We start from the raw sequence: 13828 nt of genomic DNA, 5'->3' as shown, positions 1-13828 counted from the left end.
TAGGGCCTCGGCAGTCACGCCGAGGCCCTGCTGTTTCAGGTCACAGGTCCCACGAGATCAGCCGGATCTCCTCGTCGGTCGGCTCGGTGAGCGGCTCGCACCTGGCCGTCGCCGTGCAGTCCCAGGCGCGGTACTTGTCGCCCGACATGGTCACGTAGAGCATGCTGCCATCGGTGTCGTACTGGGCCGCGACCTCGCTGCCCGGCGGGTCATAGGTGACCGTCGCCTCGGGGTTGTGCCAGTCCTCGACGCGCTTGCCCTCCGGGTCGGTCACCCAGGAGCCGTCGAAGGACAGCAGCGCCTCGGCGTCACCCTGCTTCTCCTGCTCCTCCCAGAAGGGTCCGGTGAGCCGCAGCCGAGACCAGCCGTCGCCGAGCACCGAGAGGTCAAGCTGGTCCGGACCCGAAAACGTGTCGACCACCTTGCCGTGCGCCTGGCTCACTGAGCCGTCACCGAGCCGCTGCCAGGTGCCGTCGGCCGGCCGCCAGGCGATCGTCCCCGGCCGGTTGGTGTGCACGAACACGACACCGTCCGAGGCGACGTACGGCACCGCGCAGCCGAACGAGCTGCTCGACGTTGCGTTCTGGCAGTTCACCCGCTTGCGGGCGATCTCGGACCCCTTCGCCGTGTCGTAGGCGACGACGTCGACGCCCGTGGGGCCGACCTCGCCCCAGGCTACGAGCGGGCTGGCGGCGTCGGCCGCCACCCAGCCGCTGTACCGATCGCCGACCTTCGGCCGGTCGGGTGCGAGCGCGACCTGCGAGCCGTCTCGCTTCATCAGGTGCGGGACACCGGTCCGTTTCGCGGGATAGGCGACGCCGAGCTGGCCGACGTGCGGCCCGGTATCCCACGGGAAGTTGCCCGCTGGGTAGGTCCGGCCGTCGATCGACACCGAGCTCTTCGTGTGGAAGACAGCGGTCGGGCCGTCGACGGGCTGCGGGCCGGCGGCGCCGCCGGTCACCACGGGCAGCCCTTCCTTCGTCGGGCGGCCGGGGTCGGGGTCGGCGTCGCCGGCCACGGTGCCGGCGGCGTACGCCGTCCCGCCGACCACCGCGACAGCCACTGCGGCCGCGCCGGCACTGCGCCAGCTACGGCGCCGCCGGCCGCGCCGGACCAGTGCGGCGACGTCGACCGGTGGCGGCACCAGCTCGTCGGTCCGGTGGTCGAAGGTCTGCTTCACCCGCGTCTCCATCTTCTCGTTCATGCCTGTCCCCTCTCGACCTGAACCGGCATCAGCCGGTCCCGGAGCTTCACGATGGCGGCGCTGGCCTGGCTCTTGACCGTGCCGGGCGCGATGTCGAGTGCCTGGGCGATCTCCTGCTCGGAGAGGTCCTCGTAGTAGCGCAGGACCAGCACCGCGCGCTGCCGTGCCGGTAGCTCGTGGATCAGCGCCCACAGCTCGTCTTCCCCATCGGGGTCGTGGACCGGACCGTCGGTGGCCGCGACCCGCGGCTCCGCCGTCAGCACCTCCGCCCGGCGGGTCCTGCTACGCCAGGTCGAGGCCGCCTGGTTGACCATGACCCGGCGCACGTACGCGTCTACCGAGTCGGCCTTGCGGACCTTGCGCCAGCTGACGAACACCTTCACCAGCGTCGCCTGCATGAGATCGTCGGCTGCCGTCACGTCGCCGGTCAGGGCGTACGCCGTCCGGAACAGCCGGGTCCAGGACTCCTCGACGTACGCCGTGTAGTCCTCGGTTGCTGTGGCCACCTTGCCTCGTCTCTCAGGTCGTCTCCGACTCATCTTCGTTGTTCGACACCAACCAGACGCCGTACCGGCCAATCAGGTTCGTCGGTGGTGCCGTCTACCTTCGGACGCGTGGACTTCGACCAGCCGCCCGTCGTACGCATCTCGGTCGACACGAGCGGGCGCCGGCACAGGACGAGTGGCCGATGACCATCCCCGCGATCGCCCAGCTGGCGCGTGAGGGACTCGAGCTGCCGCGCGGGGTGACCTTCCTGGTCGGCGAGAACGGCTCGGGCAAGTCCACAATCGTGGAGGCCGCCGGCGTCGCCTACGGGCTCTCGCCCCGAGGGCGGTACGCCATTCGGCCGGCACTCCACCCACCAGAGCGAGTCGCCGCTCGCCGACTCGCTCTGCAGCGCGGCATCGGGACTATGCGCTGGGGATTCTTCCTGCGCGCAGAGACCATGCACGGCTGGTACAGCTTCGCCGAGCAGCATCGGTCCCCGAGCGGCCGTGACCCGCTCTTCCACGAGATGAGCCACGGCGAGTCGTTCCTCGAGGTGCTGCGCACCCGGTTCGACTCGCCCGGCTTCTACTGCCTCGACGAGCCGGAGGCCGCGCTGTCGTTCTCATCCACGCTCGGGCTGATCTCGGTCCTGCAGCGGGTGGTCGACGACGGTGGCCAGGTGCTGTGTGCCACGCACTCGCCGGTGCTGGCGGCGATGCCCGGCGCCACACTGCTGGAGGTCGGCGACTGGGGGCTGCGGCAGACGAGCTGGGACGAGCTGGAGCTGGTCCACCACTGGCGGGCCTACCTGCAGGCGCCGCAGCGCTACCTGAAGCACGTCCTCGACTAGCGTGGCCGGTATGCGACGACTCGGGCCGGTGCTCCCGCTACTCGGCGTACTCGCCGCCTGCAATGTCGCGGCCTCCGAGGCGTACACCGAGCGGCTCCAGGTCTCGGTCCAGTCCGTCGAGGACACGATGACCAACCCGGACGACGCCGGTGTTCCGGGCGGCGACGCGGCCCACGAGGTCACCTACTCCTACGAGCTGGACGGCAAGGCCTATGTCGCGTCGCAGACCGTGCGTCCGGAGGACTGGGACGCGAGCGCGGCGTACTTCGTCTGCGTGGATCCCGATGACCCGGTCAAGCACGCCTGGATCGGCACCGGCGACGGCGGCGTGGAGTGCGGCAAGCCCGGACTCGGCAGCAAGAACGCCACCCCCACCCCCTGACCGGCCCGTCTTCACACCTGACCTGTCAACACGGGCCGGGTCGATGCGAGTCTGAGCCTGCGAAGACTGGCACGACTCGGGGCTCCGCTGGCAGCGGGCTTTAGGTACGGCGGAGGAGGGCGAGGAACATCGCGTCGGTGCCGTGCCGGTGCGGCCAGAGCTGGATGGTGCCGGGCATCGGGCCCTCGCAGTCGGGTACGCCGGGGAGGGCTGGGGCGACGTCCTCCAGGCTGGCGTCGGCCCGAGCGCCGAGCACGTCGGTGACCACCCCGCTGGTCTCGGCCAGGACCGGCGAGCAGGTCGCGTAGAGCACCGCTCCCCCGGGCCGGACGCTGTCGAGCGCGCCGGCCAGCAGCCGCCGCTGCAGCGGCACCAGGTCGTCCAGGTCGCCGGCGGTACGCCGCCAGCGAGCCTCAGGACGGCGCCGGAGGGCGCCGAGGCCGGAGCACGGCGCGTCGACCAGCACCCGGTCGAACGTTTCGGGCTGCCACGCGGGACGGGTGCCGTCGGCGGTCACCACGCCCAGGACACCGTCGGCGCGACCCAGGTTGCGGCGTACTAGCAACGCGCGGTGCTGCTGGAGCTCGGCGGCCAGCACCGCCGCGCCCCGCTCCGCGGCCAGGGCGGCCAGCAGGGCCGACTTGCCGCCGGGGCCCGCGCAGACGTCCAGCCAGCGTTCGTCGCGCCCGGCGAGCGGGGCTGCGGCGAGGGCGATCGCCACCAGCTGCGACCCCTCGTCCTGGACTCCGGCACGGCCCTGGGCCACCGCGGGGACGGCACCCGGGTCGCCGCCGTCGAGCACCATGCCGTACGGCGAGTACGGCGTCCGCTCCCCCGGCAGCTCGTCGGGACTGGCCCGGCCGGGCCGGGCGACCAGGGTCACGCGCGGCGGTGCGTTGTCGGCGGCCAGCAGCGCGTCCAGGTGCTCCTCGCCGACGGCGCGGGCCAGCTCGTCGACCACCCAGCGCGGGTGCGAGTGCGCGATCGCGGCGAAGCCGTGCGAGTCGGTCGTGGGGTCCGGCGCGATCCGGCGTACCCAGCCGTCGAGGTCGTGCTCGGCGACTCGGCGGAGGACGGCGTTGGTGAGGCCGACCGGGCCGACGCCGACCCGCGCCCGGACCAGGTCGACGGTGGTGCTGATCGCGGCGTGTGCGGGCACCCGCATCCCGAGCAGCTGGTGGACGCCGAGGCGCAGCGCGTCGCGGACTTTGGCCTCCAGCTTCGGCCGGGAGAGACAGGCGTCGATGATCGGGTCGTAGCTGCCCTGGCGACGAATGGTGCCGGAGACCAGCTCGGTGGCGAACGCCGCGTCCCGGCCGCTGAGTCCGTACTCGGCCAGTACCTTCGGCAGCACCAGGTTCGTGTACGCACCATCGACACGGACCGCCTTCAGGACGTCGTACGCCGCCGCCCGAGGCGCGTCGACCGTGACCCGGCGCGCCGGTGGCCGGCCACCCGAGCGCCGGGCACCCTTGCCGCGAGGATCAGCCATCGCCATCGAGGTGCTGCTTGACCAGCTTCTTCGGGGCCTTGCAAGCCCAGGCGTCGGTGATGATCTCGGTCAGCTCGTCGACGTCGACCTCGCCGAGCCGCGACTGCTGGACCAGCACCGCGTTGTAGCCGTTGAAGTGCGGGATCGTGAAGAACGGCAGCGCGCCGTCCTCGACCAGCGCCCGCTTGTCGGCCTCGGTCGGGACCATGATCACCAGCAGGTCGTCGTACTGCTCGCCCGTGTCCGGGTCGATCGCAGACTTGTGCGGCGCGCGGTAGAGCAGGAAGCCCTTGCCCTTGTCACCCGTCGGGACCTTGTACGTCGGCCGGTCGCCCCACGAGGTGCCGAACTCGACCTCAGGCAGCGCCATCGCGATCCGGTCGATGTCGTCGGGTGTCGCGGGCCGGCCCATGTGAGTCAGTCTCCCAGGCGGGCGTCGGCCGCGAACTGCACGCCCCGCGCCCAGTCGGCCGCGCGCATCAGCTTCTTGCCGAACGCCTTGACCTCGCCCAGCTCGACCGGCCCGGTTGCGGTGCCGACGTACACGGCGTTCTTGGTGACCTCCAGGACGCCGGGGGCCAGGGCCGGCCGGTCGGTGAGGGTGACCGCGCCGAGCTTGATCCGCTCGCCGTCGAAGGTCGACCAGGCGCCGGGGGCGGGGGTGCAGGCCCGGATCCGGCGGTCAACGGCGATCGCGGGCTCGGTCCAGTCGACCTGGGCGTCCTCGACGGTGATCTTCGGCGCGAAGCTGAGCCCGTCGACGGACTGATCGCGGGCCTCCAGCGCACCGTCCTCGATGCCGTCGAGGGTCGCAACCAGCAGGCCGGCGCCGCCCTCGGCCAGCCGGCCGAGCAGGTCGCCGGCAGTGTCGGTGGGCCGGACCCGCTCGGTCATCAGCCCGAACGTCGGCCCCGCGTCGAGCTCCTTGACGATCCGGAAGGTGGTGGCGCCGGTGACCTCGTCGCCGGCCCACAGCGAGTGCTGGACCGGTGCAGCGCCGCGCCAGGCGGGCAGCACCGAGAAGTGCAGGTTGACCCAGCCGTGCTCCGGGATGTCGAGCGCCGACTGCGGCAGCAGGGCGCCGTACGCCACCACCGGGCAGCAGTCGGGTGCGAGGGCCTTGAGGGCGTCCTGGAAGTCCGGGTCGCGTGGGTGCTCCGGCTTCAGCACGGGTACGCCGAGCTCCTCGGCGCGCTGCGCGACCGGCGAGGCGACCAGCTTCCGGCCGCGGCCTGCGGGCGCGTCGGGACGGGTCACGACGCCGACCAGCTCGTGCCGGCTCTCGGCGATCGCGTCGAGCGCCGGGACCGCGACCTCCGGCGTACCGGCGAAGACGAGCCGCATCAGAATCCGAGCCCGTTGGTGCGGTGTGGGGAGACCTTGACCGTTGGCTTCTCGACGCCGAACCAGTCGGCCTCGCGGATCTCCTTCATCGCGGCCTTGCGGGCGTCGGTGTCGAGCCGGTCGATGAACAGCACGCCGTCGAGGTGGTCGGTCTCGTGCTGGATCGCGCGGGCGAGCAGGTCACTGCCCTCGATGGTCACCGGCTCGCCGTACATGTTGAAGCCCTTCGCGACCACCGACAGCGCGCGCTTGCAGTCGTAGGTCAGCTCGGGCAGCGACAGGCAGCCCTCCGGACCGTCCTGGATCTCCTCGGAGAGGTCGAGCACCGGGTTGACCAGGTGGCCGACCTCGTCCTCGACGTTCCAGGTGAACACCCGGAGCCCGACGCCCAGCTGCGGCGCGGCCAGGCCTGCGCCGGGCGCCTCGAGCATGGTGTCGGTGAGGTCCTGGACCAGCTTGTGCAGCTCCTTGTCGAAGTCGACGACCTCGATAGCGGGTCGGCGCAGGATCGGGTCGCCGAACAGGCGGATGGGCTGGACTGCCACGGATCTCCTTGAAGGCTTGGGGTGCGCGGGCAAGTCTAGTGAGGGCCTACAGCGTGTACGGGTCGACCTGGATCCGGACGGCGGCGAGCTTGCGGCTGCTGCGCACCCGCTGCAGGTCGCCGAGCGCCCGCGAGAGCGCGGTGCCGGAGGCTCGTGGCACCCGGAGGACCGCCCGCTCCTCCTCGCCGTCGGCCGACGTCGGCACCGGTCCCAGCACCTCGGCGTGCTCGGGCAGCTCGAGGAGCGTAAGCGCGTCGCCGACCGCATCCGGCTCGCCGGTGATCGTCGCCAGCCTGCACGCCGGTGGCAGCCTGGCCGACTGCCGGTCGGCGAGCTCGCGCTGGGCGAACCCGGCCGGGTCCCAGCGCACCAACGCCTGCAGAGCGGGATGGGCGGCGTCGCCGACCGCCACCGCGGTCCCGCCCGGCCGGACCAGCGCGGCCGCGTTGAGCCAGCGGCGTACCGTCTCCTCCTCGGCGCGCAGATCGACGCGGCTCAGCATCAGCCAGGCGTCGAGGAGTACGACGCAGCTGTAGCCGCCGTCCGCGACCGGCTCCGCGCCGGGGGTAGCGACCACGATCGCGGGTGTCCCGGGCACCGTCGCCAGCACCTGGTCGCCGCTGCTCGACCGGACCCGGGTGGCGGGGAAGGCGCGGCCCAGTTCCTCGGCGGTGCGCGCGTCGCCGAGTACCGGCGCCCGGAGCCCGCGGTAGCCGCACTCGGCACACGACCAGCCCGGCGCCGCCTGGCCACACCACCGACACGACGGTGGCTGCGCCGACGCCGGCTGGTGGAGCGGGCCGCGGCAGTGCGCACAGCGGGCCGGAGTTCGGCAGCGTTCGCAGGCCAGCGCGACGGCGTACCCGATGCGGGGGGTCTGCACCAGCACCGGCCCGTCGGCGATCGCGGCCTTGATCGTGTCGTGGACCTGGCGCGGGATCCGGGCGGCGCGGGCGTGCGGGTCGCGGTCGAGGTCGCGCTCGGCGGCGCCAGCGACGGACACGGTGATCCGCTCACGGAGCAGCTGTCGCGGGCCGGCCAGCTCGCGCGCCCAGCCGGTACGCAGCAGGTACTCCGCCTCGACGGTGCGGGCGAAGCCGCCGAGCACGGCTGCCGTCTGCTGCTGGCTCGCTCGTTGGAGCAGCACCTCACGGGAGTGCGGGTACGGCGCCCGCGGCTCGGCGAACAGGTCGTCACCGTCGTCCCAGATCACGACCAGGCCGAGGGCGTGGACGGGGGCGAACGCGGCCGCCCTGGTCCCGACCACGATGCGGCGGGCACCCCGGCTGATGGCCAGGAAGTCGCGGTAGCGCGCGGCCGGGCCGCTGTCGGCGGTCAGGGTGACGTGATGGCCCTCGCCCAGGGCTGCGGTCAGTGCCTGGTCGACCCGGGCGACGTCCTTGCCGTCCGGCACGCAGACCAGCGCTCCCCTGCCGGCCTGGTACGTCGCCGCTACCGCCTGCGCGATCATCCGCGGCCAGTCGTCGCCCGGCGCGGCGGCCCATACCGCGTGCGGGTTCTGCCCGCTGGTCAGGCTGGCGAGGAACGACTCGCCGTACTCGACGTCGCGCCAGGCGTCTGTGCTCGTGGTGGTTGGTGGGGCCGGCGCGGGCGGCGGAGGCTCCTTCTCGGTGGCGGCATGGCGGGCGGGCACCGCGAGGCGGAGCACGTCGGAGCGGGTTCCGGCGTAGCGGGCGGCGATGTCGGCGGTGAGCTCGGCGATCTCGGGGGCGAGCACCGGCTCGTCGCTCACCACCCGGCGCAGCGGCGTCAGCCTCCCCTTGTGGTCGGTCTCGGCGGCACGGGCGACGACGAAACCGTCGACATCCTGGCCGGCGAACCTGACCTTGACGCGGGTGCCAGGCTGCGCAGCGTCGCTCATCGTCGCCGGTACGGCGTAGTCGAACGGCCGGTCCAGGTGCGCGAGCGGTACGTCGACCAGCACCCGCGCGACCGGGTCGGTCTCGGCGAGCGGCTTCTCCTTGGACGCCTTGGACGCCTTGGCCTTCGACTCCCGCACGGTCGCACGCACCAGCCCGGGCAGCAGCTCCGGCTGCCCGGCATCCGGCTCAGTCCCGCGCGGCGTCGTACTCATCGCCGCATTCCTACCAGTCGACGCGGACAGGGCGAGATTCTCGCCAACCTGGCAGGCAGTTCTGTCACCTGGCGGGCACTGCAATGCCTGCCAGGTGCAGGATTCCCCGGGCGCCCGGGGAATCCTGCAGCCGCGACGATCAGCTGCCGGAGACGGCGGCCTTCAGGGCGTCGGCGCGGTCGGTGCGCTCCCAGGTGAACTCGGGGAGCTCGCGGCCGAAGTGACCGTACGCCGCGGTCTTGGCGTAGATCGGGCGAAGCAGGTCGAGGTCGCGGATGATCGCGGCGGGGCGCAGGTCGAAGACGGTGGTGACGGCCTTCTGGATGCTCTCGACCGGGACGGTCTCGGTGCCGAAGGTCTCGATGAAGACGCCGACCGGGTGTGCCTTGCCGATGGCGTAGGCGACCTGCGCCTCGCAGCGGCTGGCGAGGCCTGCGGCGACGACGTTCTTGGCCACCCAGCGCATCGCGTACGCCGCGGAGCGGTCCACCTTCGACGGGTCCTTGCCGGAGAAGGCGCCGCCGCCGTGGCGGGCCATGCCGCCGTAGGTGTCGATGATGATCTTGCGGCCGGTGAGGCCGGCGTCGCCCATCGGGCCGCCGACAACGAAGCGGCCGGTCGGGTTGACCAGCAGCCGGTAGCCCTCGGACTCGATGTCGAAGGAGGCGAGCACCGGGTCGATCACGTGCTTCTTGATGTCGGGCTCCAGGGTCGACTCGAGGTCGATCTCCTCGGCGTGCTGGGTCGACAGCACCACGGTGTCCACGCGCAGCGGACGCCCCTCGCCGTCGTACTCGATGGTGACCTGGGTCTTGCCGTCGGGGCGCAGATAGTCGAGCGTGCCGTCCTTGCGGACCTCCGACAGCCGCTGCGCCAGGCGCTGCGCGATCGTGATCGGCAGCGGCATCAGCTCGGGCGTGTCGTCGCAGGCGTAGCCGAACATCAGGCCCTGGTCGCCTGCACCCTGCCGGTCGAGCTCGTCGACCGAGTGCTCGCGGCGCTCCTCGTAGGCGTCGTCGACGCCTTGCGCGATGTCGGCGGACTGGGAGCCGATCGCGACCTGGATGCCGCACGTGCTGCCGTCGAAGCCCTTCTCGGACGAGTCGTAGCCGATCTCCAGGATCTTCTGGCGGACCAGCTGGGCAACCGGGGCGTACGCCGACGTGGTCACCTCGCCCGCGACGACCACCAGGCCGGTGGTCAGCAGCGTCTCGACAGCGACGCGGCTCTTCGGGTCGTGCTCGAGCAGGTAGTCCAGGACAGTGTCGCTGATCTGGTCAGCGATCTTGTCCGGGTGACCCTCGGTCACGGACTCCGAGGTGAATAGCCGTCCAGCCACGTTCGTACTCTCTCCCGGTAGGTGTAGTGAGTTACACGATAACGAAGCACCAGGTCGGCGAGAGAATCGTCTCGCCGCCCGTGCTCAACCGCTGAGCCTGCTGGCTACCTGGTCCCAGATCACATGGGCCAGAGCGGATTTCGAACCATGAGGTACGTCGACCGCGGCGCCGTCGGCGCCGAGGATCACCGCCTCGTTGTCGGGGCTGCCGAAGACGGCTCCCCCGCTGACGTCGTTGACCACGAGCAGGTCGCAGCCCTTGCGGGCCAGCTTGGCGCGGGCGTGGTCCATGACCGAGCCCGACCCGTCGCCGGTCTCGGCGGCGAACCCGACGATCACCTGGCCGTCGCGGGCCCGGTGGGCCGAAATCTCGGCGAGGATGTCGGGGTTCTGGGTGAGCTCGATGGTCGGCGAGCTGCCGTCGTCGGCCTTCTTGATCTTGGTGTCGCTGACACCGACCGGCCGGAAGTCGGCCGGCGCAGCCGCCATCACCACGCTGTCGGCGAGCGCGGCTGCGGCCACCACCTGGTCGCGCAGTTCACCGGTGCTCACCACCCGGATCACCTTGACCCCTGCGGGGTCGGGCAGCGTCACGTTCGCGGCGATCAGGGTGACCTCTGCGCCCCGCGCGGCCGCCGCACGGGCCAGGGCATAGCCCTGGAGACCGGACGAGCGGTTGCCGAGAAAGCGGACCGGGTCGAGGTACTCGCGGGTGCCGCCCGCGGACACGACGACGTGCCGGCCCGCCAGGTCTGGCTCCGCGACGCCGCGCGCCAGTACCTCGGTCGCCAGCTCGAACAGCTCCTCGGGGTCGGGCAGCCGGCCCTTGCCGGTGTCCTTGCCGGTCAGCCGGCCGACCGCCGGCTCGACCACCACGGCCCCGCGCTCGCGCACGGTGGCGACGTTGGCCTGGGTGGCGGCGTGCTCCCACATCTCGGTGTGCATCGCCGGGGCGAACACCACCGGGCAGCGCGCGGTGAGCAGCGTGTTGGTGAGCAGGTCGTCGGCGAGGCCGTGGGCGGCCTTGCCGAGCAGGTCGGCGGTGGCCGGGGCGACGATCACCAGGTCGGCGGTCTGGCCGATCCGCACGTGCGGCACCTCGTGGACCGAGGTCCACACGTCGGCGGCGACCGGCTTGCCGGACAGCGCGGACCAGGTCGCGGCGCCGACGAAGTTCAGTGCGGCCGCGGTGGGTACGACGGTCACGTCGTGCCCGGACTCGGTCAGCCGGCGGAGCAGCTCGCAGGCCTTGTACGCCGCGATTCCGCCACCGACTCCGAGAACGACACGAGGCCGCTTCCCCTCAGAGGAAGCGGCCGCCGTGGACGGTTGGTCGGTCATGGACCGGATGGACTACTCGCCGGTGCCGAAGGGAGCCGCAGCGGCGGCGGCCTTGGTCGCAGCCTCGGCCGCGGCAACCTCGGCCGGGTCGATGTCCTCGCAGGTCAGCAGGTCGTCGTTGATCTCGCGGAGCGCGATCGACAGCGGCTTCTCCTGGACGTGGGTGTCGACCAGCGGACCGACGTACTCCAGCAGGCCCTCGCCGAGCTGGGAGTAGTAGGCGTTGATCTGGCGAGCGCGCTTGGCGCTGTACAGAACCAGCTTGTACTTGCTGTCGGTCTTCGAGAGCAGGTCGTCGATCGAGGGGTTGGTCACGCCCTCGGCGGCTGGGGTGGGGGCAGACACGAAGCAGGCCTCACAAGTCAGTGGATGGGGGTTGCTCACAGTTGAGCATCATCAAGGCTACCAATTCCTCGGCCGCAGCGTGAACTTCATGGTTCACGATGGTCACGTCGAACTCCTTCTCGGCGGCCAGCTCGACCTGCGCGGTGTCCAGCCGCCGCTCCCGCTCCTCGGCCGACTCGGTGCCGCGGCCGACCAGCCGGCGTACCAGCTCGTCCCAGGACGGCGGCTTCAGGAAGACGAACAGGGCCTCCGGCATCGTCTCCCTGACCTGACGGGCACCCTGGAGGTCGATCTCCAGCATCGCGGGCCGGCCCGCGGCGAGGGCCTCGTCCACCGGCTGCCTCGGCGTGCCGTAGCGGGCCGCCTTGTGCACGGTCGCCCATTCCAGGAACTGGCCGGTCTCCACCATCTCGGTGAACTGGTCGTCGGAGACGAAGTGGTAGTGCACGCCGTCGACCTCGCCGGGCCGCGCCGGCCGGGTGGTTGCCGAGACCGAGATCCAGACCTCGGGATGGCGGGCACGGACGTCGGCCGCCACCGTGCCCTTGCCGACGGCCGTCGGGCCGGCGAGTACGACGAGACGTGACCGCTCAGTCACGAGAGGCGAACTCGCGCTCCAGCGCGGCAACCTGCTTGGCACCGAGGCCACGCACTCGGCGGCTCTCGGCGATGCTGAGCCGCTCCATCATCTGGCGGGCGCGGACCTTCCCGAGACCGGGCATCGACTGGAGCAGGTCGATGACTCGCATCTTCCCGATGACCTCGTTCTCCTGGCCCTCACGGAGCACGTCGACGATCGAGGCACCGGAGTTCTTGAGGCGATTCTTCACCTCGGCCCGTTCCCTGCGGGAGGCCGCGGCCTTTTCGAGTGCGGCCTGACGCTGTTCGGGTGTGAGCGGGGGCAGTGCCACTGGTGGTGTCCTCGTTCTCGTTACTGGTCGGTCGGCTGGAGTCGTCAATGTAGTTCGAAGAAGTTGGCCTGGGCAATGTCGTCCAGGTTGTTGCGTGTCATGTCACCCCTACGTGCTTTCACAGGCTGATCGGGGTCTTGCACACGTCGAGTGAATGCTGGGTCACGGCCTGGCTGGCCTCCTGGGTATCGGACGCGAGCAGGTCGCTCGCGGCCTCCTCGAGACGGGTCTTCTCGGCTGCGGTGAGGTCTTTCGGAGGCTCCTTCGGGTCGTAGGTCGCCGGGTCGACGCCGGTCTCGTCGACCGCCTTCTCGAACGCCTGGACCCGGCTCAGCAGGATCTTCCACTCGTCCTTGATGTCCGACGGTGCCTGCTCGCCGAGCTCCTCCAGGATCGGCAGCGCCCGGAGCAGGGCGTCCGCTCCCCCGTCGCCGGTGATCTTGCCGAGCTCCTCCTGGCTCGCCTTCACCTCGTCGCAGTAGGCCTCCTGCGCGTCCTTCCCACAGCCGCTCACGGCGCCGGCGAGGACGCCGAGCGCGACGAGGAGCGCGATCGGGCTACGCAGGCGGCTCATGCGTGGGACAACGACGCGAACTCGTCCCGGGCACGGGCGGCGGCATCGCGAATCCGTGCCGCGTCCGGTCCCGCTCGGAGCACATCCCGCGAGGTGCTGGGCAGCACGTTGCGGGCGGCCGCCCCGAAGATCCGGCGTACGTCGGCCGCGGTTCCGCCCTGCGCGCCGACTCCCGGCGCGAGCAGCGGCCCGTTGATCTCGAAGGACTCGCCGGTGTCGCTGACGGTGGCTCCGACGACCGCGCCGAAGGAGCCGAGCGGGTCGGCGCCGGAGTTCAGGGCGGCGAGCTGGTCGAGCACCGAGCCGCCGACCGTGCGGCCGCCCGCGGTGGTCGCGTGCTGGAACTCCGGGCCCTCCTTGTTGGAGGTGAGAGCCAGCACGATCACGCCAGCGTCGTTGGCCGCCGCGGTGTCGAACATCGGCTGCAGCGAGCCGAAGCCGAGGTACGGCGAGGCGGTGATCGCGTCGGCGGCCAGCGGCGAGGAGCGGTCGAGGTAGGCGTCGGCGTACGCCTGCGAGGTAGAGCCGATGTCGCCCCGCTTCACGTCCAGCAGCACCAGCGCGCCGGCCGCGCGGGAGTCGGCGATCGTCTGCTCCAGGACCGCGACGCCCCGGCTGCCGAACCGCTCGAAGAACGCCGACTGCGGCTTGACCACGGCCACCTCGCCGGCGACCGCCTCGACCACGGTCGCGGCGAACCACTCCAGCCCGGCCACGTCGTCGGACAGCCCCCAGTCGAGCAGCAGCGAGGCGTGCGGGTCGATCCCGACGCAGAGCTGCCCACGGGTGTCCATGGCGTGCCGGAGCCGGGCACCGAACGTCGTACTCATTCCTGGTCCTCCTGGAGGGTGTTGAAGGATGCGGCCGTCGCGAGCGGCCTCCGGTGCGTGCGCTGGCAAGGCGGAGGAGGCAGGCAG

General features: G+C 71.7%; 16 protein-coding genes. 2 read left to right on the top strand and 14 right to left on the bottom strand.

Features of this window, described 5'->3' with window-relative positions; all coding sequences use genetic code 11:
* Window positions 1-40: 40 nt before the first annotated feature.
* On the bottom strand, window positions 41-1204 hold the full coding sequence (locus DDV73_RS19475; protein WP_109508903.1) for a hypothetical protein: 1164 nt from the start codon (window positions 1202-1204) through the stop codon (window positions 41-43).
* The gene (locus tag DDV73_RS19470) at window positions 1201-1710 is read right to left on the bottom strand and encodes a SigE family RNA polymerase sigma factor (protein WP_240617370.1); all 510 of its coding nucleotides are present in this window, start codon (window positions 1708-1710) and stop codon (window positions 1201-1203) included. Before DDV73_RS19470 ends, DDV73_RS19475 begins: the two co-directional genes overlap by 4 nt.
* 182 nt (window positions 1711-1892) lie before the next feature.
* Between DDV73_RS19470 and DDV73_RS19465 the strand changes: the two genes are divergently transcribed.
* The gene (locus DDV73_RS19465) at window positions 1893-2543 is read left to right on the top strand and encodes an AAA family ATPase (RefSeq protein ID WP_206050958.1); all 651 of its coding nucleotides are present in this window, start codon (window positions 1893-1895) and stop codon (window positions 2541-2543) included.
* A 10-nt stretch (window positions 2544-2553) separates the two neighbouring features.
* Window positions 2554-2925, top strand: a complete 372-nt coding sequence (locus tag DDV73_RS19460) for a hypothetical protein (RefSeq protein ID WP_154402818.1) — start codon at window positions 2554-2556, stop codon at window positions 2923-2925.
* Window positions 2926-3025: 100 nt separating this feature from the next.
* Here DDV73_RS19460 and DDV73_RS19455 read toward each other — a convergent pair whose 3' ends face one another.
* The 12 genes from DDV73_RS19455 to pyrF all read right to left on the bottom strand — a co-directional run bounded on the left by DDV73_RS19455 (window position 3026) and on the right by pyrF (window position 13741).
* A complete protein-coding gene (locus DDV73_RS19455; protein WP_109508900.1) occupies window positions 3026-4417 on the bottom strand; it encodes an RsmB/NOP family class I SAM-dependent RNA methyltransferase in 1392 nt (463 codons plus the stop codon).
* A complete protein-coding gene (locus DDV73_RS19450; protein WP_109508899.1) occupies window positions 4410-4829 on the bottom strand; it encodes an MmcQ/YjbR family DNA-binding protein in 420 nt (139 codons plus the stop codon). Before DDV73_RS19450 ends, DDV73_RS19455 begins: the two co-directional genes overlap by 8 nt.
* Before the next feature lie 5 nt (window positions 4830-4834).
* On the bottom strand, window positions 4835-5761 hold the full coding sequence (gene fmt, locus DDV73_RS19445) for a methionyl-tRNA formyltransferase (RefSeq protein ID WP_109508898.1): 927 nt from the start codon (window positions 5759-5761) through the stop codon (window positions 4835-4837).
* Window positions 5761-6306, bottom strand: coding sequence for a peptide deformylase (gene def, locus DDV73_RS19440; RefSeq protein WP_109508897.1), 546 nt, complete (start codon window positions 6304-6306; stop codon window positions 5761-5763). The genes fmt and def overlap by 1 nt, the downstream gene beginning before the upstream one ends.
* A 46-nt stretch (window positions 6307-6352) precedes the next feature.
* Window positions 6353-8401 (bottom strand): primosomal protein N', encoded by a 2049-nt coding sequence (locus tag DDV73_RS19435; RefSeq protein ID WP_161962463.1) that lies wholly within the window; start codon window positions 8399-8401, stop codon window positions 6353-6355.
* Between the two features lie 139 nt (window positions 8402-8540).
* Window positions 8541-9740: a methionine adenosyltransferase gene (gene metK / locus DDV73_RS19430; protein ID WP_109508896.1), complete on the bottom strand. Its 1200-nt coding sequence runs from the start codon at window positions 9738-9740 to the stop codon at window positions 8541-8543.
* Between the two features lie 84 nt (window positions 9741-9824).
* Complete coding sequence (gene coaBC, locus DDV73_RS19425) at window positions 9825-11081, bottom strand: bifunctional phosphopantothenoylcysteine decarboxylase/phosphopantothenate--cysteine ligase CoaBC (RefSeq protein WP_109508895.1); 1257 nt, start codon at window positions 11079-11081, stop codon at window positions 9825-9827.
* A 12-nt stretch (window positions 11082-11093) separates the two neighbouring features.
* A complete protein-coding gene (gene rpoZ, locus DDV73_RS19420) occupies window positions 11094-11426 on the bottom strand; it encodes a DNA-directed RNA polymerase subunit omega (RefSeq protein WP_109508894.1) in 333 nt (110 codons plus the stop codon).
* 10 nt (window positions 11427-11436) lie between these two features.
* Window positions 11437-12024: a guanylate kinase gene (gene gmk, locus DDV73_RS19415; protein ID WP_109508893.1), complete on the bottom strand. Its 588-nt coding sequence runs from the start codon at window positions 12022-12024 to the stop codon at window positions 11437-11439.
* Complete coding sequence (gene mihF / locus DDV73_RS19410; RefSeq protein WP_109508892.1) at window positions 12017-12337, bottom strand: integration host factor, actinobacterial type; 321 nt, start codon at window positions 12335-12337, stop codon at window positions 12017-12019. Before mihF ends, gmk begins: the two co-directional genes overlap by 8 nt.
* Before the next feature lie 118 nt (window positions 12338-12455).
* Entirely contained in the window at window positions 12456-12911 is a 456-nt protein-coding gene (locus tag DDV73_RS19405) for a hypothetical protein (protein WP_109508891.1), read from the bottom strand.
* A complete protein-coding gene (gene pyrF / locus DDV73_RS19400) occupies window positions 12908-13741 on the bottom strand; it encodes an orotidine-5'-phosphate decarboxylase (protein ID WP_109508890.1) in 834 nt (277 codons plus the stop codon). The genes DDV73_RS19405 and pyrF overlap by 4 nt, the downstream gene beginning before the upstream one ends.
* Window positions 13742-13828: the final 87 nt, after the last annotated feature.

The organism is Nocardioides speluncae (assembly GCF_003121585.1).
In the GTDB taxonomy this organism is placed as follows: domain Bacteria; phylum Actinomycetota; class Actinomycetes; order Propionibacteriales; family Nocardioidaceae; genus Nocardioides; species Nocardioides speluncae.
The sequence above is the reverse complement of the archived record's forward strand: the minus strand, read 5'-3'. Positions and strand labels throughout refer to the sequence as shown.

What these genes read in the sequence shown, in the direction of transcription:
- DDV73_RS19475 (WP_109508903.1), bottom strand. Translation starts at nt 1,204, where the DNA reads ATGAACGAGAAGATGGAGACGCGGGTGAAGCAGACCTTCGACCACCGG.
- DDV73_RS19450 (WP_109508899.1), bottom strand. Translation starts at nt 4,829, where the DNA reads ATGGGCCGGCCCGCGACACCCGACGACATCGACCGGATCGCGATGGCG.
- DDV73_RS19435 (WP_161962463.1), bottom strand. Translation starts at nt 8,401, where the DNA reads ATGAGTACGACGCCGCGCGGGACTGAGCCGGATGCCGGGCAGCCGGAG.
- DDV73_RS19405 (WP_109508891.1), bottom strand. Translation starts at nt 12,911, where the DNA reads ATGAGCCGCCTGCGTAGCCCGATCGCGCTCCTCGTCGCGCTCGGCGTC.
- coaBC (WP_109508895.1), bottom strand. Translation starts at nt 11,081, where the DNA reads ATGACCGACCAACCGTCCACGGCGGCCGCTTCCTCTGAGGGGAAGCGG.
- pyrF (WP_109508890.1), bottom strand. Translation starts at nt 13,741, where the DNA reads ATGAGTACGACGTTCGGTGCCCGGCTCCGGCACGCCATGGACACCCGT.
- DDV73_RS19465 (WP_206050958.1), top strand. Translation starts at nt 1,893, where the DNA reads ATGACCATCCCCGCGATCGCCCAGCTGGCGCGTGAGGGACTCGAGCTG.
- DDV73_RS19455 (WP_109508900.1), bottom strand. Translation starts at nt 4,417, where the DNA reads ATGGCTGATCCTCGCGGCAAGGGTGCCCGGCGCTCGGGTGGCCGGCCA.
- fmt (WP_109508898.1), bottom strand. Translation starts at nt 5,761, where the DNA reads ATGCGGCTCGTCTTCGCCGGTACGCCGGAGGTCGCGGTCCCGGCGCTC.
- DDV73_RS19460 (WP_154402818.1), top strand. Translation starts at nt 2,554, where the DNA reads ATGCGACGACTCGGGCCGGTGCTCCCGCTACTCGGCGTACTCGCCGCC.